Origin of the sequence: Sporosarcina sp. SG10008, from assembly GCF_044569405.1 — a bacterium.
In the GTDB taxonomy this organism is placed as follows: domain Bacteria; phylum Bacillota; class Bacilli; order Bacillales_A; family Planococcaceae; genus Sporosarcina; species Sporosarcina psychrophila.
In genome coordinates, this window is the sequence record NZ_CP172607.1 from 3,845,317 (window position 1) to 3,867,048 (window position 21,732).

The window sequence follows — 21,732 nt, forward strand, 5'->3', positions numbered from 1 at the left end:
TTTTATAAATTACTGTGTTTATTTCATAATTGTCTTGGTGACCGTCATCCACTAAAATTCAAACCTCCTGCTTTGCAGGTTTGTGCTGAATTGCCACTTGAAAGGTAGTCAGTTGTGAACTTATGATTGGATTATCCGCTGATTTTTGTTCATTTTTCTTATCATGCGTTTTTTGAGATGCTCTGCTACCCAACCATTCATCAAAAAACTTTCTTTCTTCCCATGTAGTGCAGATTTTCAACTCATCATATTCCGGACTATTTTCTTTTTTCAATACTTCCATTAAAACAAATCCCTCAAATGTATGAACAGATTTCGGTGTTTGAAAACGTGCAAGAACCTCTTCTACGTTTCCTTTTTTGATACGGATTGTATTTACTGCTTTCATCATAATTCAACTTCCTCCCTCAGTGTTAAAGACTCTAGATACTGATATACAGTCCGTGCAGGTTCTCCACCCATTTGCGCATGTCGAAGCAGTGCAATACCATGCGGACCTGGAGCCGCAATGACATTAGGCTGTATAGCAACAATTGCTTTCACGATACTTAGTTCGCCAAGCATCGCTGCCGCGAAGATATCCATTCGTGCACCACGTTCGAGTAGCCATTCTGCAATTTCACGATTACCTGTATGGGCTGCTGCCCCAAGCCCACTTTCCCAATCGTCACCTCCCCAGTTCGTAATGGAATGAAGAAGCGCTGGCTCTTGCTTTACTAATCTCTTTACCTCTTCAAAATCTCCATGTGCAGCAATAATAAACGCCCTTACCAACTCATTGCTAAGTGGCCCTTTTCTCATATAACTTCTTCCTTTCGTAACCTTATTGGTGTGAAAAATGGTTTTCCGTTGTCCTTATAGATATCTGCATCTATTTCAAAAATAGATTGAAACATTTCCCTACATAACACGCATTGCGGAATACCATCGTACTGAACCTTCCCATCCTTTAAAACGACAAGGCGATCACTATAACGTGCTGCTTGGTTGATGTCATGCAAGACCATTACAACAGTCATGCCAAACTTTGTATTTAACTCTTCGACAAGCTCCATCACTTCTAATTGGTGTGATATATCAAGAAATGTTGTTGGTTCATCTAACAGTAAAATCTTTGGGCGCTGGGCAACAGCCAGTGCAATCCACGCCCGTTGCCTTTCTCCACCAGAAAGTGATTGTAACGTCCGGTTTTTAAATCGAGTTAACCTGGTAACCTCCATCGCCCATTGAACGATTTCATCATCTTCTTTTGTCAACTTACCGTAAGCCCCCCGATGTGGATACCTTCCAAATTCGATGAGTTCGCCTACCGTCAAATCGAGTTGATGATCTTGCATTTGTGGTAGCATGGCAAGTTTTTTTGCGACATCCAGACTTTTCATTGAACCAATCATTTGTCCATCTAGGATTACTTCACCACTTTTCGGAGTTATAAGACGTGAAACAAGTCGGAGCAATGTCGATTTACCAGACCCATTTGGACCTATTAAGCTGACGATTTCACCTTCCTTTATGTGTAAGTCAATCGCTTGTAACTGAAAGGAAGGAGAATGTTCGAATGCGACATCTTTAGTTAGAAGCAAATGAGTCCCTCCTTCTCTGAATCATATATAAGAAAAATGGGCCGCCTAAGAATGCCAACAAAATCCCAACTGGCAACTCGATTGGATTAAAAGCACTCCGTGCAACTGTATCAGCCAATACAACGAGCAACCCTCCGCCAAGTGCGGATGCAGGCAGTAAATAGCGATAATCTCCACCAATCATAATTCTTAATATATGTGGCACAACAAGCCCAACAAAGCCTATTAAACCGGCTACACTTACAGCTATTCCCGCAAGAAGTGTACTAAGAACAATTAGGAAAAAACGACTTTTTTCAACATTGTGGCCAAGCAGTTTTGCAACTTCATCACCAAGTCTTAAAATGCGAATATGCCTGATTGCAAACAAAGATAATACAAGCGCTCCAACCGCGTAATAAATAATCATTTCGAATTGAATCCACCCCACGCCCCCAATGCCACCGGCTAGCCATGGAAGAACTGATTGCACGCGGTCACTATATAACAGCATGAGTGCACTCATGAACGCACCAATTACGGCATTAATGGCTACACCGACTAATATAATACGTACAGGTGAAGTGCCACCTTTCCAAGAGAATGCATAAATAATGAGCGCAGTGATGAGAGCCCCTATAAAAGCCGCTAAAGGCAAGAATAGGATATACGCCGGAAAGATAATCATAATAGTCGTTGCGGCGAGACCAGCTCCAGACGACACCCCTATAATTCCCGGATCAGCTAGTGGATTTTTCATTACGCCTTGTAAAATAGCACCAGATACCGTGAGACACATTCCGACAATCATTCCGATTAAAACCCGTGGGAAACGTAACTCCCATATAATTCGTCTAGCCAATGAATCATCTGAGTGAAAAAGACCACTCCAAACTTCACTGAATGTAAATGAAACAGGCCCAATCATTAAACTTACCGTACACGCAAGTACAAGAAGGATACTAAAAGAGATAACTACAATTGTTCGTTTTTTTGCGAGTGGATGAACATTTTTAGATACTTGAACTTCTACCGCTTCCATTTTATTTAACCGCCGCTAGATTTTCCTTCATCACCTCAAGTGCTTCTACCACTTTTGTACCTGGGTTTGAACCAAATAAATGTGAAGGTAAAATAAATACATTGCCATTTTTTACTGCATCAAGATTTTTCCAAGCTGTATTCTTTTCCATTTCACTTTCAAAAGCCGCTTTTACCCCTTCTGGATCGCCATGTGTAATCAGCATCACAACTTTTGGATTTCTTTCGATAATCTTTTCAACACTTAAACTCGCATACTGCGGATAATTCTCTTCTTGTGGAAAATCGGATGCAATATTTTCTCCACCCGCTTTTTCCAATAAATCACCTGTAAGTGAGTTTGGAAGAGCCGCTAGATACGTACCTGGCGCACCATATACCAATAGTGTTTTCACTGGATCAGAATTGGTTTTTCCGCTATTTTCTACTTCTTCCGTAATCGTTTTATTCATACTTTCAGCTTCTGTTTCTTTTTGAAATAGTTGTCCATATAGACGAATCGTTTCTTGAATATCAGCGATTGAATTTGCTTTAGTGTAAATAACCTTCGTTCCTTGTCGTTCTATATTTTCAGCATGTTGCTTGAAACTCATTGCTGCGGCTAAAACAGTTGGATGAACTTCCGCTAATTTCTCAAAGTTTGGCTGATGTGGATTACCGATTTCCGTAATACTTTCTACTTCTTTTGAAACAGGTCCACTTGCCGTTGGACGGCCAGTCACATTAGCACCTAATGCTAGTAAAATATCTAAGTCTCCTGAATTTAAAACTGCAATAGATTCTGGAGCACTTTCAAACGTAATACTTTCACCCGATGCATCTGTCACTTCAATAGCTGACGTGACCTCTTCTTTTTTCTCCTTATCTTTTGGTTCCTCTTCTTTCACTGCTGCTTTACCATTCTCCGTACCACATGCTGCTAAAACGAGTAACAACAGTACAGATAATAAAAGTAATGATACCTTCTTCATTTTCCACACTCCCAATTAATAATGATAATCATTCTCAGTGGTTTCCATTCTACTGATAACAATTCTCACTGTCAATGAATTATTTGAAAATAAAAAAACCAATCTAAGAGTTTCCCCCTAAATCGGCTCATTCATCATATTGAGTTTGATGGTTCTTTTAATTTAACTTTAATATTAAATTTCCCATATTTATTTAGGTGAATTTCACGGCTTTGATTAAAGTGAATAAAAACAGCCTTAAATCAAAAACAATTTAAGGCTGTTTTATTAATTTTCGAAACAATAATAATCATCGTACTTGTTACAAACAATTATCTTGATGACTGTCACCTATACAAGTGATCCGCCCTGTTTTAGGAACTTTTGAATTCCTTCTGCCGCTCTATATGATAGAGCGCCAAGTGTACCAGTTGGATTGAAAGAACTGTTATGAGGGAATGCAGAAGCACCCGCCACAAAAACGTTCTCGGCATCCCACATTTGCAAGTACGAGTTAACGGCTGAAGTTTCACGGTCAGCACCCATAATTACTCCGCCTGTATTATGCGTATTTGTATCTTTGTTTACATTGAATTCACCTTGTTCATCAGCGGTATCAATGATGTCAGCCCCCATTGCTTCTGCTACTGAACGTGTCACTTTCGACATATATTTCACCAATTCGCGATCTTGTTCTGTGTAATCATATGTCATGCGAAGTAACGGCATACCGTATGCATCTTTATAATCAGGGTCAAGATCAAGGTAGTTATTTTGATGAGGCATACTCGCACCTTGTGAAGCAACCTTCAAGTAGCTGTTCGCATATTTGATCGATTGTTTCTTGAATTCAGGCCCCCAAGTAGGCGTGCCGCTTGGTACAACATTGTTTGCAATTGGACGTGCACCATATTGGAACATACGGATTCCAGCACCATGAATAAAGTTCTCGTTCGAATGGTCAAAGTTATCGCCAACAAATTCAGGAATCTCCATGCCTAATGCCCCTGCTCCTGCATACAGATTGAATTCTTTATCTTCAAAGAATGCCATTGAAGAACCAGTACTTACTTGATAGCAATAGTTTTTCCCGATTGAACCTTTTCCAGTTTTCGGATTATAAGGTTGTCCGAGACCAGAATTGAGCAAAAGTCGTGCATTGTTAAATACATAACTTGCAACAACTACAACATCTGCCGGTTGTTCAAACTCTTCCCCAGTAATCGTATCCACGTAAACAACGCCTGTTGCTTTTTTTCCATCTTTTAAAATACGTACTACATTTGAGTGTGTGCGTAGGTCAAGTTTTCCTGTCTCTCTTGCAACAGGAATAACCGTTACGGCTGGATCCGCTTTCGCACCATACTCACAACCGAAGTTCTCACAATAAGCACAATATTGACAGGCCGCACGTGAAATACCATCTGGATTTTCGTAGAACTCCGACAAATTCCCAGAAGGAACCATATAAGGTGTATAGCCTAACTTTTTCGTTGCCTCCTCGAAGACTTTTAAAACAGGAGTTTTCAACATTGGACCTGTCGGATATGGATTCGAACGTTTTCCGTAAGCTTCCACTGTTTCGCCGGAAATACCCGCCATTTTTTCAAATGTATCGTAATAAGGCTCTATTTCGTCATATGTTATACCCCAGTCTTGGATAGGCATATCCGATTTAATTTTCCCTTTACCGTATCTTTTCTCTGTTAAAGTTTTGATTTCAAAGTCATATGGAAGGAAACGATAAGTTTGACCATTCCAGTGACTTCCCGCTCCACCAACTCCATCACCAACGATGAATGATCCATAATAACGCATTGGAAGTGCACGCATCTCAAGATTATTACGATGTGTAATCGTTTCTTTCGATAAGTCTTGCATTAGCTCCGTCCGATGTTGATAACGCAGTTCATCATGCCCCATTAAGTAATCTGCAGTTGATCGATCTTTTCCACGTTCTAGTCCCACGACTTGAATTCCTGCTTTTGTTAGTTCGGCTGCAATAATACCGCCAGCCCAGCCCATACCTACAATAACGACAGGTACTTTAGGTAATTTTGTACTCATTGTTGTCATTCATTCCTTCCTATAATCAATGTCCCATGTGGCTGTTTAAGCCTTGCGGTTCTAGTACGACGAAGTTTTCACTTTGAATTTCTTGGAGGTAAGTCATCCGTGAGCCAGGATATTTCCTCATTTTCCAACCAAGCATCTCTTTGTTACCGCCATATAATGGATCGGCATACACACCTTCCATCGTTAATGAACGTAATAAGTTAAAGAACTCAGTAGAAGAAACACCTTTATAAACAGTCGTTTTTCCTTCACTAAAATCGGTTAATACAGCATCTTGTTCCGCTATTTCCAATTCAGTAAATTTCTTTTCAAATTGTTTAACACTGTAGGTATTCAATGCTAGTAAACCTGCTGGGAACAAGTCTTTACGAAGCATTTTTGTTTGTCCGCCTTGTGTTGGTTCCGGTGTATGGAATGCCCCTAACCGATAATCCTTCACGTTTAATCCCCATGGGCTCGCAAGTTGATGGTCAATATAGATGGCAGCATTTAATTCTTTTGCTCCTGGACCATTTTCATCTTCTGGGAAAATTCGTTCGCTTGCTGCTTGTGTTAATTGATATTGTTCGGTTGTAAAGAATATTAATGCAACGTTCGGATTTGCAGTAGGAGTATGTACTTGTTTTACCGGTGCAGGTGTTTTAGGATCGTTCCCTAACAAACTCCCCAATGCGCCACCCAGTACTACACCGCCTACCGTCAATCCTGAATTTTTTAAAAACGTACGCCTTGAAGAACGTTTATCTACAAATGAATTCTTCTCTTGCTTCGACATGATAAAACCTCCAAATTCTAACTGTATTAATATACTCTAATTATTTATCTAGCTAAGTATCAGACAATAACAAAAACATTCTAGTTGTAAAGGCTAGAAAGAGCAGAATAGATAATTGCGCACATCAACAGGGATGTTATGAAAATTGCATACTTTTTTTCTGTCCATGAAACTATAATAATAGATAAGCCAATTGCGGCACCGATGAATGTATACCAAGGATAACCATCATTAAAAACGATAAGAAACGTAGCCAATCCACCGATTAACAAGATTGGTAAAAATACCTGGCTGATGATTTTAAACTCTTCAATGTAATACTGAGACACCTTCATTCTCCTTTCTTTCGATTCCGTGAATAAACGTCCTATTATTTAGTAAATCGATTTAGTAACGGATAGTATGTTGTGGTCCAAATCAACGCGTTCTTAATTCTACTACTTTTTTTTCTTTATTGATATGGATTAGAAATAACTTTCCCTTCATCCAAGAAAGTTATTATTTTCCGAATTTACTCTTCTTAATTATTGAGCGTCCTATTATTTACAATTCATTTTTGATGTGTATAATGTGTAGGGTAGTTAGATTACCTTTCTTAATTCTACTACATTTTTTCAATTTAGTATGAATTAAAGCTATTATTTTTGGTAAATAAGAAAGTTTATATCTTCTGAATTTACTTTTTAGCATTATAAGATAGTGGGTGGTAAGAAGCATGAAACTAGAACAAGAATATACTCTTGTCGAACATCTAACGGAGCTCAGAAAGCGGCTAATTATTGTAGCCGTGACTTTTATAATATCGCTAGCAATAGGTTTCGGTATTGCACCTAAAATATTAACGTTCATCAAAATGCAACCTACAGCCCGTCATGTGGAATGGAACGTATTCGGCTATACGGATGGGCTTATGATTTATGTAAAATGCGCTTTACTGTTGGCTATTCTGATTACATTACCCATTGCATTGTACCAGACGTGGTTATTTGTAAAACCGGGAATGTCCAGAGACGAATCAAAAGGAACAGTCATGTTTATTCCGGCCTCTTTTTTATTGTTTTTGGCGGGGGTCAGTTTTAGTTATTTTCTCCTCTTCCCTTTAATGTTGAACTTTATGTCAAATATCAATGAATCGATTGGTGCAGTTGAAACATATGGGATGAAGCAATACTTTACGTTCATGTTTAACTTAATCATTCCAATAGGTATTGTCTTCGAATTGCCGGTCGTCATCCTGTTTTTAACGAAGTTAGGTATTGTAACACCAGAAAAGTTGAGAAAAATGAGAAAGATCGCTTACTTCATGCTTGTAGTAGTCGGAGTTTCAATAACACCACCTGATTTCATTTCCGACTTTCTGATCATTATTCCTTTATTACTACTATTTGAGATCAGCATTCTGGTATCAAGCTGGTCACTGAAAAAAAAGCGTGCAAATGAAGTAAGACGAGAGAAGATGTCGAAGGATTAAGATCGAAGCATTCTTGTAATCAGGAATGTTATACTGATTCAAGTAGCTGTGAGCATGTACAATTCCCAAATAAATGTACATGAATTCAAAGGAGGAACAAATCATGCCATCAAGTATCGGTGTACCGGGTTTAATTATAATTCTAGTGATTGCTTTAATCATATTCGGACCATCCAAGTTGCCTCAATTAGGCAAAGCTGTTGGACAAACACTGAAAGAATTTAAGAATTCAACGAAAGACATCATGGACGATGTCACAGATGAGTTTAAATCAGACGATAAAGAATCAACAGAGAAAAAGAAAATTTAATAGGTAACTCAAAAAAGCCTGCATTAAATACAACTCTCAATTTAGAATTGTATTTGATGCTGGCTTTTTTTATTAAAATATAATACGATTCAATGTAATCTCGATACTCCGATATCAATCTGGCCAGTAATATTAGCAGTCTACTCACTTTCCCACCAATCATATGAAACATACAAATTACAAGGTAGTAAGTGTTTCATTTATGAATAGTAACAGTGGTTCCAATCGAGACCATAGACGCTAATTCTAGAACATCTTCATTATGCATTCGGATACATCCATGTGACACGCTTTTCCCAATAGATGAAGGATTATTTGTGCCATGTATCCCATAATGAGGTTTTGATAACCCCATCCAAAAAGCCCCGAAAGGTCCACCAGGATTGCTTTGTTTGTTTATAATTCTGTATGTCCCCATTGGCGTCGCTGTGACCATTTTCCCTACCGCAATCGGATATATTTTCATTAAGTGATGACCATCGTAAAGTTTTAATCGGTGTTTCCGTGTAGATATATCAATCCAAAGGTTGATAAGATCACCTCCATACAAAAGTGAGCGTTCATTTATTGTATGAGGATGGTTCCTAGTTAACTGGGTCCAAAATTATCTATATATGTTGAACAAATAAATACGGCGTATGCGCTTTACAAGGGCTTTTGGGAGGCCACTGAAAAAGCTCTTGTACTTGGAATGGTTTAGGATTCCAACTAATACCGCTTCGACGCTTTGTGGATGCCTCCCGCGATAAGCCAGGGCACTGAAAAAGTACAATTTTCTTCAATCCCGTTGATTTCCGTTCCGAGCGGACGCTTTCCGCGGGCACGGCTTCAGCCTCCTGGTCACTGCGTTCCTGCGGGGTCTTCAGCTCGCGCTGTTCCCGCTGGAGTCGCCGCTCTTCACTACAATCAACTAGTTCTTACTATAAAAAAGAACTTTTTCAGTGGCTTATCGCTCCGGCTACCACGAAGACGCGCCTTCGCTGGATGGTCTATGTGAGAAAGCGCATTTCATTAGCGGTGATGAAATCTGCAAACTGGAGTACGTCTTTCTTGACTATAAGTAGTATCAACTAGTAATCACCTTACAATCTCGCCATATACATCTAAAATGACATTTCTCTCGATAATGAACAACCTAGCGCAGGCGCGGCAAAGGCATGCCCAAAGCGCCAAGCGTTCTACAATCCACACCCCGAATTAAAACTCTCTCCTTATTGAGCGCCACAGTAAATTCAATGAAATTCTTTAATTCAACATATATAGCCCGTATTATCAGTCCTAAATTACGATATTCCCCCTAATTTTATTAACAAATAAGATTGAATTCTCTATTTACAATTCATCCCAAGAGTGTTATTATCTATAAAAATCAAATGCGTCGAAGAGAAGAGTAGCTAACGTTCATTCTTTGCAGAAAGCTCCGGTTGCTGAAAAGGAGTAAGAATGCGTTATCGAAACAAGTCTCTGAGCATCACTCCGGAACCAGCAATGGGGATAGAGTGACAGGAGCTCCTGTTATAGAGCCAGGGTATACGCATCTATTTGCCGTATCTGATAAGGTTACGATGGAAACATCGTAATAAACTGGGGTGGCACCACGATTGATACAATCTCGTCCTCAAGACTTAAGGTCTTGGGGGTGGGATTTTTTTATTGTCAAAAAATGAATGATAGAGGAGGAAAATCAAATGAGGCTTGGGAACGTAGTTGAATCTTGGAAATATCCTTTAATGTTGTTAGCTGGAATTGGCATTTCTAATGTGGGCGCCTGGATTTATTTAATTGCGCTTAATTTGATTATCCTTGAGAAAACAGGTTCTCCGCTTGCAGTGGCTGTCCTTTATATCCTTAAACCTTTGGCTACGTTATGTACAAATTTTTGGTCAGGCAGCGTCATAGACCGGTTAAATAAACGTAATTTAATGGTCACTCTTAACCTGGTTAGTGCGGTATTTATCGCTACCTTATCTTTTCTTTCTTCTCTTTGGTCGATCTATCTAGTCGTTTTTTTAATCAATATAGCACGCTCTATATTTGACCCGACATCTATGACTTATATTACAAAACTAATTCCCTCTAAGGATAGAAAACGGTTTAATTCATTACGCAGTTTAATCGATTCTGGAGGCTTTCTAATTGGGCCAGCTATAGCGGGATTGTTATTTATCATCGGCACACCCATTTTTGCCATTTACATGAACGCCATTGCTTTATTATTATCAGGATTAGTCACTATGATGATGCCCAACCTCGAAAAACACATACAGTTTAATAGTACAAATGAAAAAATATCTTTTGAAGTAGTGAAGCAAGATTGGACTGTTGTGTTGAATTTTAGTCGTCGCTACGCCTATATCATGTTCATTTACTTTCTTTTTGGCTGTGTAATGGTCATGGCTACAGCTATTGACTCACTTGAAGTGGCATTTGCTAAAGAGGTCCTTTCTTTATCGGATAGTGAATATAGTTTTTTAGTCAGCATAGCGGGAGCGGGGATCGTAATGGGCGCAATTATTAATACGATGATTGCCACTAAATCATCGACTTCTTTGTTAATTGGTTTAGGCTCCCTATTCGTTTCTATCGGCTATATTGTTTACGCTTTTTCCACTATCTTTTTCATGGCAGCTATTGGGTTTTTCATTCTTTCCTTTTCTCTGGCCTTTGCGAATACAGGCTTCCATACCTTTTACCAAAACAATATCCCAGTCGATGTGATGGGGAGAGTCGGAAGTATTTACGGATTAATTGAAGCTGTTTTAATCATACTTGCAACGACCATAGCTGGCGTGGCAGCTCAACTCATTTCTATTCAGTATGTTGTCATTGTAGGGACATTTGTGATGTTGGTGATTTCCATTACACTGTTTCTTTTTAACATCCGTCCTTCAAAGGCAAAACTATACTCGACTGCCTCTGTAGATTAAATATTAGATCCTTTGTTACAACGCCACTGGACATTCCTATCTCATCATTTAAGATCGATTGCACAACCTTTCATTTCTTTACAAACTATTAACACAAATTTACATGTCCTTCATGTTAGATTAACAACTTCACTTTATAGTTAAATTTGATAGTAGATTAAATAGGAGGTTTTATATTGATGAAAAAGCAGTTCTTTAAAAAAGTTATCCCCATCGCAGTTCTTTCTACTGTTTTGGTCGCAAGTTGGAGTGGTGCAATCACTAATCCAAGCGCCCAGGCAAATGAAGCAGAACTAAACAACAATGCAGAAATCAAAAATGTGATTTTCCTCATTGGTGATGGAATGGGCGTATCCTATACTTCCGCTTATCGTTACTTGAAAGATGATCCTACTACACCTATTGTTGAGAAGACAGCGTTTGACAACTACCTCGTTGGTCAGCAAATGACTTACCCAGAAGATCCTGAACAAACAATAACAGATTCTGCTTCCGCTGCAACTGCAATGTCTGCAGGTGTAAAAACATATAACGCCGCAATTGCTGTGGATAACGACAAATCTAACGTAAAAACTGTTTTAGAGGCTGCAAAAGAAACAGGCAAATCGACTGGACTTATTGCTACCTCAGAAATTACTCATGCAACGCCTGCTGCATTCGGTGCTCACAATGAAAACCGTAAAAACATGGATGCAATTGCCGATGATTATTACAATGAATTAATCAATGGTGAGCATAAAATTGATGTCCTCCTAGGCGGTGGGAAATCAAATTTTGAGCGCTCAGATGTGAATCTTACAGAATCCTTTAAAAAAGATGGATTTAGTTATGTAACCACTAAAGATGAACTGTTAAAAGATACTAATGATCAAATACTTGGGTTATTTGCTACTGGCGGTCTTCCAAAAATGATTGATCGTCCAGATGATATCCCTTCACTTGAAGAAATGACTACAACAGCAATCGATCGCTTAAGTAAAAATGACAATGGTTTCTTCCTTATGATTGAAGGTAGCCAAATTGACTGGGCTGGCCACGATAATGACATTGTTGGTGCAATGAGCGAAATGGAAGACTTTGAAAAAGCATTTAATGCAGCTATTGAATTTGCAAAAAAAGATAAGCATACGCTAGTCGTAGCAACTGCTGACCATTCTACAGGTGGATTTTCTATAGGTGCAGACGGTAATTATAACTGGCTCACTGATACAATCAAAGCCGCAAAACGGACACCGTCCTTCATGGCAGATGAAATTGCTAATGGTGCTGATGTCGAGAAAACCTTAAAAAGCTATATTGATCAAGAGTTATTACCTCTGACAGAAGTTGAAATCGAATCTGTTAAAACTGCTGGTGAAAAAGCAAGTGATATCAATAACGCAATCAAATCAATTTTTGACAAGCGTTCTTATACAGGTTGGACAACAGGTGGACATACTGGTGAAGACGTACCTGTGTATGCTTTCGGTCCATCTAAAGATCGTTTTGCCGGGTTACTCGATAATACAGACCATGCACAAATCATATTCAACATTTTAGATACGGATAAAAGTAAGTAATACTAGTCAGAACCCGTTGCTTCCATTGAAGCAACGGGTTTATTTCTTCATACAAAAAAAGCCCGAGTGAGCTATTCCCGAACCTTTCTTTAGTAAAATGAAATTACACCGTTCCCCACTTTTTTTATTCTCTCCTAAATTCCGCCCCAAAAAGTCTTACCGAATACGGATGTGTAAAATCGAATCTACCTTCCACTTTCACACTTTCATCGACAATCTCCCCGTTATTCATCACATATAGCCGGTCACACATATACGCAACAGCTTGCAAATCATGCGCTATGAAAAGTAAGGCCATACCGGTTTCACGGTTAAGTTCTATTAGTAAATCAATAATTTCTTTTTGAATCAATCGATCCAGACTGGAAATGATTTCATCACATACGAGTAGTTTAGGTTCCACGAGAATTGATCTGAGCAAGTTAACACGTTGCCTTTCTCCACCACTCAGTTCGGAAGGACGTCTATGTAAATGAGCTTCCGTTAACTTTACCTTGCCGAGCATGCGTCGAATATGAGCATCCCGGTCCCCTTTCTTATTACGAAGCGGTTCCATCAAGATTTCACGTACAGTCCATAATGGATTGAGGGCAGCCGATGCGTTTTGAAAGATGAGTTGGCACCCTTTGTAAAATGCTTTTCGGGACTGCCTCGTGACGAGCGAACCATTGAATAAAATTGTTCCGTCATCAGGCGCTTCAAGTTGCATAATTACACGTGTCAGCGTACTTTTCCCGCTTCCACTTTCCCCGACAAGCCCAACGATTTCACCTTCTCCAACTGTGAGATTGATTGCACGAAGGACTTCTTTCGCTTTAGTTCCACTACCATACCTTTTTGATACACTTTCCACCACTAACACCGTCACACCTCCATTCCTTTAAAACCTACTATCCAACAAAAGCTTCGTGTAAGGATGCTTAGGACAATCAAATACCTCCACCACACTGCCAGTTTCAATAACTTCACCATGACGCATAACAACCATGTCATGTGCCGCCTCTGCAACGATATCCAAGTCGTGCGTTATAAGAAGAATTGTTGTTCCATGCCGCTCGTTCAATCTCTTTAGCAGCCCAATGAATTCCTTTTGTAGCACCATATCGAGTGCAGAAGTGGGTTCATCTGCAATTAAAAGGGCCGGTTCCATATACAGTGCACACGCAATCATACATCGTTGCAACATACCGCCCGATAATTCGAATGGATACTGTTCCATGATTTCCGATGCAAGGCCAAGATCATCCAAAATGCACTCCATCTTCACTCGAAATTCTTCAATTGTATCGCCCGTTTTTCTTCCTGAAAACTCAAAAAGTTGATGCCTCATCTTCACAGAGGGATTAAAGCTGTTCGCCGCATCTTGGAAAATTGTAAATAGGTGTTTTTTTCTAATTTCCATCATTTCTCTATCCGAAACCGTAATCAAGTTTTTATCGTTAAATATAGCCTGTCCAGTTACCTTCGCTCCCGTTGGCACTATTCCGAGCAGTGCGGAAACCGTCATACTTTTCCCACTGCCGCTTTCACCAATAATGGAAGTAATCTTTCCGAGTGGAACAGAAAACGAACTATTACGCACAATCGATTTACCATCGATATCAATCGACAATTGATGTACCCTAAGCATTTAAACGCCTCCGTTCCGGATCTTTCAACGCTTCACCGATAAAGTTAATCGCAAGTATTGTAATGAAAATCATTATGCCTGGGAACAATCCAATCCACCAAGCCCCAATTAGGATATCATTTTGCGCATAGTACAACATATTGCCCCATGATGGAATCGCTGGTGGTACACCAATCCCCAGAAAACTAAGCGACACTTCGATGAATATAGCTCCTGCAAAGTTAAACAATGTAACAACGAAAATAGCGGGAATACTATTGCGAAGCATATGACTAAAAATAATCTTCCACATCGGTGTTCCAAACATTATCGCCATTTTCACAAATTCCGCATCCTTCAATCGAATAAATTCAGAGCGAACGATACGTGCGGTAACCAACCAACCCGTAACGCCAATAATGAGAGCCATACTCCACATTCCGCCTTGCATGAATGCTTGAAATGCTAAGATGATAATAAGCGAAGGAATCGTAATGAGCGCTTCTAAAAATCGCATCATAACAGTATCGACGAATCCACCGATATAGCCGCTAATCCCGCCGTATAGAACGCCAATAACAAGCGATACTAGTACAGAAATACTTGCAACAGTTAACGTTACTTTTCCGCCCTCCAAAAGACGTGAAAAGACATCGCGCCCGAGATGATCCGTCCCTAACAGATGGCCTTCGCCGGGAGAAACATATACTTCATCGAGATTCATATCATTTGGTTCATACGACGATAGGAAGCTTGCAAAAGTAGTTAGGATTATGATAACACCGAGGACAACGCACCAAAAAATCAATGCTTTTTTTGATTTCATTTATCGCACATCCCCTTTCCGTAGCCTCGGATTCAATAAATACGTAATGAGGTCAATAACGAAAAGGCTTATGACAACGATTAAACCCGTTAGTAAAATACCACCCATCAACAATGGGAAATCTTTCGTAACCACCGCTTTTACGGTTAGTTGACCAAGTCCCGACCATGAAAAGAGCGATTCTACGATAATCGACCCGCCAACAAATGAAGGAATGGTCATCCCGATATAATTCAAATAGGGAATAGATGCATTGCGCAAAATCCCTTTTCGAATGACTTGCTCCGCTACACCATTGGCACGTGCTACCGTTACATAATAGTTACGGCTTTCTACTTTGATGCTTTCTTGGAGAAAGCGTGCATAAATTCCAACGTGAGTCAAAATGATAACAGTTGCAGGCATGAGTAGATAACGCAATTTATCCAAAAATCCACCTTCACCGCCGATATCTCCTGTTCCAGATGACGGAAGGATGCCGAGTTTGACTGCAAAAAATGAAATAAATAAAATACCAAGCCAAAACGCTGGAATCGAAGAAGTCACAATACTGACTGTCGATAATCCTTTATCCCACACAGATCCAGCCTTCATGCCCGCTATCGTTCCAAGCCAGATTGAACCTATACTAATAAAAAATAGCGTCACGCCGAAAAGAAGTAATGTATTTGGCAGCCGTTCCATAAGAATTGTCGATACGGGCCGCCCTTCTTTATACGAAACACCTAAATTCCCTTTCACTGTTTCCGCTAACCACGTACCATACTGCGCAATGACAGGTCGGTCAAGCGAAAAAACACGGCTGATTCGTTCTTTTTCAGCCGCGTTCAATGTTTGTGCATTCCCTCCGTAAAAAGCCGCTGCCGGATCACCGGGAGCTGCATGCATGATGAAAAAAGAGAGGAAGCTCACGATGAGGAGGACAATTATCCCCATCATCATTCGCTTCCCAATCCATTTAACGGTCATTCCACGTCCACTCCTCAACATTCCAGAGGAAACCAGATCCATGATGGCCAAGTATTCGTTCTTTCACACCGCTTAGATTTTTATTAATCCCGTAAACCGCGTCTTCGTACGCGATATAAGCAAATGCAGGGTCCTTCGCAAGCTCAGCTTGGAACTCCATATAAATTGCTTTGCGTTCTTCAGCATCTGTCGAAAAACGGCCTTTTTCAAGTAGCTCATCTACTTTTGCATTCGAATAGCTACCGTAGTTATAACCAGAGCTCGTCAAAACCGACTGATCCGTATGGAACAAAATATGTGTATGATGATCCGCATCGTACGGACTACCCCACCCGACCATGAATGCTTCTGCATCTTCGATTGTAATGGCACTCCAGTCAAGCGCATCTACATTCACATCAGCGCCAATTTTCTTGAATCCTTCGGCAGCATAGTTCGCCATATTTACACGTACTGTATCCGATACAGGTGCCGTAATCGTAAACGCCAATTTTTCATCATTTTTATAACGGAAACCATCTTTTTCTTCTTTCCAGCCTGCTCCGTCTAGAAGCTCTTTTGCTTTTTCAATGTCGTATGCATACTTCTCTACATTTTCATTGTTAAATGCATGTTTTTGAAGTGGTGAATACGCTTCTGTCCCGTATCCTTTCAAAATACCTTTGACGATTTGAGCGCGATCAATCGCATAGCTAAATGCGCGCCTCACGTCGACATCTTTCCACAAGTCAATGGTCGTATTGAAAAGGATACCGCGATAATCCGCAGATTCAATATCGTAAATTTTAATATTCTTTTCTTTTTCCAACTCTTCAACTTGGACCGGGTCGAGTAGTGCAATATCGACTTCTCCAGACTTGAGTTGCAATGCACGGACATTACTATCCGGAATGAATTTAAAAATCACTTTTTCAATAGAAGGCTTTGTTCCATGAAAATTATTATAGGCTTTTAACGTTAAACTGTTGCCACGGTCCCACTTATCAAACATATATGGACCCGCGCCGATTGGATGACTATTGAATTCAGCTGTCCTCATCTCAACGCCTTCAAAAGCATGCTTGGGCAAAATTGGAGCCGTTAACTTATCAAGCATCGGCGTGAATGGGCGTTTTAGTTTCAATTCAAGTTTGTAGTCGTCAATTTTTGTCACCGAATCCACTTCCGTGAAATCCGACTTCAAAAACGAAGCATTATTATCGTCTAGTATGCTCTCAATTGTGAAAATCACATCGTCAGCAGTAAGTGGTTCGCCGTCGTGAAACGTAATGTCTTCTTTCAATTTAAACGTATACGTTAGCTTATCAGGTGATAGTTCATATGATTCAGCGATATCCATTGTTGGCTCATTGTTCTCATCGAACCGTATCAGACCGCGGAATAATAGCGCATCCAGGTTCGTTTCTTCCAGTAGCGGATTAAGCCCTTCAAATTCAGTTTCCGACGCATAGACAAGTCGGTTTTCTTTTGTTTTCGAAGTTTCTTTCTCCTTGTTTCCACAACCCGCAATAACGAGTAAAATAGCAATAAAAATAATATATGCATTTGTTTTCCTTCTAAACATAGTAACCTCCAAAAAAATGTAATTCTATACTTCCTAATTATAAAGAGCAGGATGTTCAATGTCTAACCTAACGCAGTTTGGAACAATCTTCTTGCAGACTTTCCGACTAAAATCCTGTAACTCGGGCATATTATCATGAACAAAAAAATAAGGAGGGTGATTATATGATGAACAAGATGGCCGTGACAGCACTTGGACTTGGCGCAGCATATTTAATGAGAAATAAAGATGCTAGGAACAAGCTGATGAAACAGGTTGAATCGTTCACAGGTACACTTTCCAAGAAAAGCGAATCGCAAAGTAATTCGTAAAATTGTTTTATAAACGATTAAGCGAAAAAACTTTTGCACAAAAACGGCAACCCTTAAATAGGTTGCCGTTTTTGTTGTGAAAATGTCGAATATAGCATTAGTTTACAACAGCATTTCGACGCTCCGTATACAGGACAATAAAGATACTCGCTTCGTAAAGCAACGCCATTGGAATCAGTACAATGAGTTGGCTCACAAAATCCGGCGGTGTAATCAAAGCCGAAATTATTGCGATGGCAAGATACGACCATTTACGCACTTTTTTCATTGATTCCGCTGTAAGTAACCCGATTGCCGCCAAAAACATCGCAACAATTGGTAACTCGAATAATATCCCGATTGGCATAGTCGTCATTAGCAAGAAACTGATGTATTCTTGCGCCGACACCATTACATTAAAATTCACGGCTCCCAATGAGACAAGAAACTTATAGCTAAGCGGATTGACGATAAAATAACCAAATGATACACCTATAAGGAAAAGCAGTAACATTACAGGCGAATACATGCTTAGAAACCGGCTTTCCCGTTCGTTAAGTCCCGGTTTAACAAATTGCCAGAGAAAATGACAGAGAAAAGGGATTGATAAACCCAATGCAAGTGCTGTGGAAATCGACATGTAAAACTTCACAACTTCGAGTGGTCCAAGAATGATTAGCTCATGGCCGCGGGTAATATACGGGAACCATAAATTAATACTTGAAAACACTGCGATTAGAAAAAAAAGGAAAACAGCTGCACTTTTGACGAGCTGTTTTCTTAGGTCTGTGAGATGGTCAACAAGAGACGGAGCAGCTTCAAAATTGCTTTCTACGACCTTGTCATCCCGAGTAATGTCAGATTCTATTTCCGGTTTAACGGGTATACCAATCTTCGTCTTTTCGACTTGGACTTTATCAAGCGGACTTAAAATTTTACGACTGTGATCTCCGTATGGATCCATACTTTCACCTGCTTATAGTTGATCCGTTTTCTTTATTTCCTTTGGGGTTACTGGTTCTTCATCCTCCATAATATCTTTCGCTGACCTTTTAAATTCAGCAAGTGTTTTCCCTACCGCGGCTCCCACTTCGGGTAACTTTTTCGGCCCGAACAAGATGAGAACAATAACAAGAATGATGATTAAACCCGGTACGCCAATACTCGCTAAACTCATTGCCAAAGTCTCCCTTCATTTTCAAACAAGTGACCCACCAGCTTTACTGTATTTAACAATTCCTTCTGCTGCGCGATAAGCGAGCGCGCCAACTGTCCCCGTAGGATTGTAGCCGCCGTTATGCGGGAAGTTTCCAGCTCCAAGAACAAATAGATTTTCTGCATCCCAGTGTTGTAATTGAGTATTGACGACACTATTATCCGGGCTTGCTCCCATAATTGTTCCGCCGGTATTATGCGTCGTCTGGTATGGCACAATATCATAGTTGGTAATTGGATTTCCAGCCATCACTGTCTTCGCACCCATCTCTTTCATTATGACTGCCGTCTTTTCAGTTAAGTACTTGTGCAAGTTCTTATCTTGTTCAGTAAAATTGTATGTCAATTGAAGCAATGGGACCCCATATGCATCCTTATAATTTGGGTCAAGTGACAAGAAATTCTCCTTATGAGGAAGTGAGGCACCCTGCCCGCCAATATTTAGCGTGCGCGTGTAATTATAAATCGATGATTTTTTGAAATCTTCACCCCACACAGGTGTATCTGGCGGAAGAGGATTGGTCGCAATCGGCCTTACACCCGTCTGTGTTATGGATAGGCTTGCCCCGTGAATGAAATCTAGATCCCCATGATCAAAATTGTCACCATTGAAATCATCAATTGACATCCCAAGCGACCCCGCACCCATGAAGACATTCATTTGTTCATCAAAAAAGCCTGTTGCACCCGGCAAAACCTGGTACGCATAGTTTTTACCAAGCGTCCCTTTTCCAGTATCCGGATCGTACATTTCTCCAATTCCCGATACCATAAGAAGCTTCGCATTATTCATCATATAGCTTGTAAGTACTACGACTTCGGCTGGTTGGATGAATTCTTCACCGGTTTGCGTATCGATATATCTAACTCCAGTCACTTTATTGCCTTTCTTCAACACTTCGACGACATTTGCATAGAAACGGACATCGTAGTTCCCCGTTTTTCTTGCAGTCGGAATGACAGTAATCTCCGGAGATGTTTTCGCACCGTATTCACAGCCAAACCGCTCGCAAAAACCGCAATATTGACACGCCATGATTGATTCTCCATCTGGATTTTCATACGACTCGGACAAATTTGCAGATGGTAACATGAAAGGACTATACCCAAGTTTGCTTGCTGCCTTTTCAAACTTTTTTAGAATCGGTGTCCGCTTCATAGGAGGCGTCGGAAACTCTGAGGAGCGTTTCCCCGCAAATGGATTTTTATTCTCTCCAGAGATGCCGGCTGTCTTTTCAAATTTATCGAAGTAAGGCTCTAGCTCGTCATATGTAACGCCCCAATCTTGAATCAGATAGTCGCTTGAGAGTTTATCTTTTCCATATTTCTTATCCGTCATCGATTTAATCTCAAAATCATACGGAAGAAATCGCCAAGTATGCCCGTTCCAATGCGTCCCCGAACCGCCGAGACCTTCCGCAAGAAGAAACGATCCCATCTGCCTCATAGGAAGCGCCCGCATCTTCCGGGAATTCCTAAACGTAATCGTTTCCTTTGAGAGATCCTGCATTAAATCGTAACGAATCGCGTAGCGAAACTCATCATGTACTAATGAGTAGTCTTTTGTACTTCTTTCCTTACCACGCTCTAGTCCAAGTACTTTCAAACCAGCTTTTGCACACTCTGCGCCAATGATACCACCGGCCCATCCAACACCAACTGTAATAACATCTACTTTCTCCAACGTTGTTGCCATACGCTATTTCCCCCCTTAATGTTCCATACTCGTAAGTGATACTGGTTCGTACTTCACAAATTTTTCATTTTCAATTTCGGCGATATAGGTCATTTGATTGCCCGGAAATTCCTTCATACGCCAAGCATCCATGTTCACGTTGCCGTTATAAATTGGATCCGCGTAGACACCTTCTAATGTTGCTTGTCGAAGAAGCTTGAAGAAAAATTCTGACGATACGCCCTTCATATCAATTTCATTTTTTTGGAATGCAGTAATGATTTCATCCATTTGCGCACCCTCGAGGTCGACAAACCCTTGTTTGAACCGCTTGTTTGCTTGCTCATCCATTATTGCGATACCTTGTCTAAAGATTTCTGCACGTGTCAACTTACTTTGGTAGCCTTGAGTCGCTTCACCCGCAAAAAACGGTCCTTGCATATATTCCTTCACATTGCTTCCATAATTGCCTGCAAGCTGATTGTCGATGAAATACGGAGCACCAAGTGCAATTGCTCCAGGTCCTAGGTCATCTTCAGGGAATATCCGTTCAACTGCTTGAGACAATACATTGAATTCAGCCATATTTGTAAAGTACATTAAGCCCCGATTGCTAACAGCTGTCGGTTCGCCGCCAGCTCCTTTATGGTCACCCGTGCCGGCAACTTGACCTTCCTTGTTGACGTTGTAACCGACAAGTCCCCCTATGAGCCCCCCTCCCACGAGAGCCCCTGTTGCAATTCCCGTTGTCTTCAGAAAGTCTCGTCTCGATAAGCCTTTTTTTTCCACTGCCATCCTTTATCCTCCTCAGTATGACTGTCGTCTATATAATGATTCCTAGCACAAAGCATGGCAGTCCTATCCATTTTTTATACAATACATGGATTTTTTTGATCAACTTAATTTTTACTCA

At 40.3% G+C, this 21,732-nt stretch carries 23 protein-coding genes and 1 other annotated feature; of the genes, 5 read left to right on the forward strand and 18 right to left on the reverse strand.

The genetic code is table 11. The features are described 5' to 3' along the window. Positions 1-58: 58 nt before the first annotated feature. The 8 genes from ACGLYD_RS18025 to ACGLYD_RS18060 all read right to left on the reverse strand — a co-directional run bounded on the left by ACGLYD_RS18025 (position 59) and on the right by ACGLYD_RS18060 (position 6,733). Positions 59-391, reverse strand: a complete 333-nt coding sequence (locus ACGLYD_RS18025) for an antibiotic biosynthesis monooxygenase (protein WP_067213608.1) — start codon at positions 389-391, stop codon at positions 59-61. Further along, positions 388-801 (reverse strand): hypothetical protein, encoded by a 414-nt coding sequence (locus tag ACGLYD_RS18030; protein WP_067213609.1) that lies wholly within the window; start codon positions 799-801, stop codon positions 388-390. Before ACGLYD_RS18030 ends, ACGLYD_RS18025 begins: the two co-directional genes overlap by 4 nt. Beyond that, positions 798-1,583, reverse strand: coding sequence for an ABC transporter ATP-binding protein (locus ACGLYD_RS18035; protein ID WP_067213610.1), 786 nt, complete (start codon positions 1,581-1,583; stop codon positions 798-800). The genes ACGLYD_RS18030 and ACGLYD_RS18035 overlap by 4 nt, the downstream gene beginning before the upstream one ends. Further along, positions 1,570-2,604, reverse strand: coding sequence for a FecCD family ABC transporter permease (locus ACGLYD_RS18040; RefSeq protein WP_399629676.1), 1,035 nt, complete (start codon positions 2,602-2,604; stop codon positions 1,570-1,572). Before ACGLYD_RS18040 ends, ACGLYD_RS18035 begins: the two co-directional genes overlap by 14 nt. 1 nt (position 2,605) lies before the next feature. Next, complete coding sequence (locus ACGLYD_RS18045; protein WP_399629679.1) at positions 2,606-3,574, reverse strand: ABC transporter substrate-binding protein; 969 nt, start codon at positions 3,572-3,574, stop codon at positions 2,606-2,608. A gap of 330 nt (positions 3,575-3,904) precedes the next feature. Further along, positions 3,905-5,620: a GMC family oxidoreductase gene (locus tag ACGLYD_RS18050; RefSeq protein ID WP_067214101.1), complete on the reverse strand. Its 1,716-nt coding sequence runs from the start codon at positions 5,618-5,620 to the stop codon at positions 3,905-3,907. A gap of 25 nt (positions 5,621-5,645) precedes the next feature. After that, entirely contained in the window at positions 5,646-6,404 is a 759-nt protein-coding gene (locus ACGLYD_RS18055) for a gluconate 2-dehydrogenase subunit 3 family protein (protein WP_399629682.1), read from the reverse strand. Between the two features lie 80 nt (positions 6,405-6,484). Further along, positions 6,485-6,733 carry a hypothetical protein gene (locus ACGLYD_RS18060; protein ID WP_067213614.1) on the reverse strand — a complete coding sequence of 83 codons (249 nt, stop codon included), beginning with the start codon at positions 6,731-6,733 and terminating at the stop codon, positions 6,485-6,487. A gap of 386 nt (positions 6,734-7,119) precedes the next feature. Here ACGLYD_RS18060 and tatC (ACGLYD_RS18065) point away from each other — a divergent pair, with 386 nt between their 5' ends. Both tatC (ACGLYD_RS18065) and tatA (ACGLYD_RS18070) read left to right on the forward strand, forming a co-directional pair. Beyond that, on the forward strand, positions 7,120-7,875 hold the full coding sequence (tatC, locus tag ACGLYD_RS18065) for a twin-arginine translocase subunit TatC (RefSeq protein ID WP_187046163.1): 756 nt from the start codon (positions 7,120-7,122) through the stop codon (positions 7,873-7,875). 103 nt (positions 7,876-7,978) lie between these two features. After that, positions 7,979-8,185: a twin-arginine translocase TatA/TatE family subunit gene (gene tatA / locus ACGLYD_RS18070; protein WP_067213616.1), complete on the forward strand. Its 207-nt coding sequence runs from the start codon at positions 7,979-7,981 to the stop codon at positions 8,183-8,185. A gap of 196 nt (positions 8,186-8,381) precedes the next feature. Here the strand turns inward: tatA (ACGLYD_RS18070) and ACGLYD_RS18075 are convergent, their stop codons facing one another. Further along, positions 8,382-8,717: a L,D-transpeptidase gene (locus tag ACGLYD_RS18075; protein ID WP_067214102.1), complete on the reverse strand. Its 336-nt coding sequence runs from the start codon at positions 8,715-8,717 to the stop codon at positions 8,382-8,384. 837 nt (positions 8,718-9,554) lie between these two features. Continuing rightward, positions 9,555-9,808: a binding site (T-box leader), on the forward strand. 65 nt (positions 9,809-9,873) lie between these two features. Between ACGLYD_RS18075 and ACGLYD_RS18080 the strand changes: the two genes are divergently transcribed. Next, positions 9,874-11,112 (forward strand): MFS transporter, encoded by a 1,239-nt coding sequence (locus ACGLYD_RS18080; protein ID WP_067213618.1) that lies wholly within the window; start codon positions 9,874-9,876, stop codon positions 11,110-11,112. 179 nt (positions 11,113-11,291) lie between these two features. After that, positions 11,292-12,671: an alkaline phosphatase gene (locus tag ACGLYD_RS18085; protein WP_399633305.1), complete on the forward strand. Its 1,380-nt coding sequence runs from the start codon at positions 11,292-11,294 to the stop codon at positions 12,669-12,671. A gap of 124 nt (positions 12,672-12,795) precedes the next feature. On the opposite strand, the gene ACGLYD_RS18090 is transcribed toward ACGLYD_RS18085, so the two are convergent. Genes ACGLYD_RS18090 through ACGLYD_RS18110 form a run of 5 tightly spaced genes read right to left on the reverse strand, consistent with a single transcriptional unit; the run spans position 12,796 to position 17,639 of the window. Then, positions 12,796-13,533 (reverse strand): ABC transporter ATP-binding protein, encoded by a 738-nt coding sequence (locus ACGLYD_RS18090; protein WP_399629686.1) that lies wholly within the window; start codon positions 13,531-13,533, stop codon positions 12,796-12,798. An 18-nt stretch (positions 13,534-13,551) separates the two neighbouring features. Continuing rightward, the gene (locus ACGLYD_RS18095) at positions 13,552-14,301 is read right to left on the reverse strand and encodes an ABC transporter ATP-binding protein (protein WP_067213620.1); all 750 of its coding nucleotides are present in this window, start codon (positions 14,299-14,301) and stop codon (positions 13,552-13,554) included. Further along, entirely contained in the window at positions 14,294-15,106 is an 813-nt protein-coding gene (locus ACGLYD_RS18100; RefSeq protein WP_399629689.1) for an ABC transporter permease, read from the reverse strand. Before ACGLYD_RS18100 ends, ACGLYD_RS18095 begins: the two co-directional genes overlap by 8 nt. Further along, the gene (locus ACGLYD_RS18105) at positions 15,107-16,075 is read right to left on the reverse strand and encodes an ABC transporter permease (RefSeq protein ID WP_399629692.1); all 969 of its coding nucleotides are present in this window, start codon (positions 16,073-16,075) and stop codon (positions 15,107-15,109) included. Continuing rightward, positions 16,065-17,639 carry an ABC transporter substrate-binding protein gene (locus ACGLYD_RS18110; protein WP_399629694.1) on the reverse strand — a complete coding sequence of 525 codons (1,575 nt, stop codon included), beginning with the start codon at positions 17,637-17,639 and terminating at the stop codon, positions 16,065-16,067. The genes ACGLYD_RS18105 and ACGLYD_RS18110 overlap by 11 nt, the downstream gene beginning before the upstream one ends. 164 nt (positions 17,640-17,803) lie before the next feature. Between ACGLYD_RS18110 and ACGLYD_RS18115 the strand changes: the two genes are divergently transcribed. Further along, complete coding sequence (locus tag ACGLYD_RS18115; protein ID WP_187046168.1) at positions 17,804-17,950, forward strand: hypothetical protein; 147 nt, start codon at positions 17,804-17,806, stop codon at positions 17,948-17,950. Between the two features lie 97 nt (positions 17,951-18,047). Here the strand turns inward: ACGLYD_RS18115 and tatC (ACGLYD_RS18120) are convergent, their stop codons facing one another. From tatC (ACGLYD_RS18120) to ACGLYD_RS18135, 4 genes are read right to left on the reverse strand one after another with little or no spacing between them, the layout of a single operon-like run. Continuing rightward, complete coding sequence (gene tatC, locus ACGLYD_RS18120; protein ID WP_067213624.1) at positions 18,048-18,893, reverse strand: twin-arginine translocase subunit TatC; 846 nt, start codon at positions 18,891-18,893, stop codon at positions 18,048-18,050. Positions 18,894-18,905: 12 nt separating this feature from the next. Beyond that, on the reverse strand, positions 18,906-19,106 hold the full coding sequence (gene tatA, locus ACGLYD_RS18125) for a twin-arginine translocase TatA/TatE family subunit (RefSeq protein WP_187046170.1): 201 nt from the start codon (positions 19,104-19,106) through the stop codon (positions 18,906-18,908). A 21-nt stretch (positions 19,107-19,127) separates the two neighbouring features. Then, positions 19,128-20,840: a GMC family oxidoreductase gene (locus tag ACGLYD_RS18130; protein WP_067213626.1), complete on the reverse strand. Its 1,713-nt coding sequence runs from the start codon at positions 20,838-20,840 to the stop codon at positions 19,128-19,130. A 15-nt stretch (positions 20,841-20,855) separates the two neighbouring features. Beyond that, positions 20,856-21,614 carry a gluconate 2-dehydrogenase subunit 3 family protein gene (locus tag ACGLYD_RS18135; protein WP_067213627.1) on the reverse strand — a complete coding sequence of 253 codons (759 nt, stop codon included), beginning with the start codon at positions 21,612-21,614 and terminating at the stop codon, positions 20,856-20,858. Between the last annotated feature and the right edge of the window lie 118 nt (positions 21,615-21,732).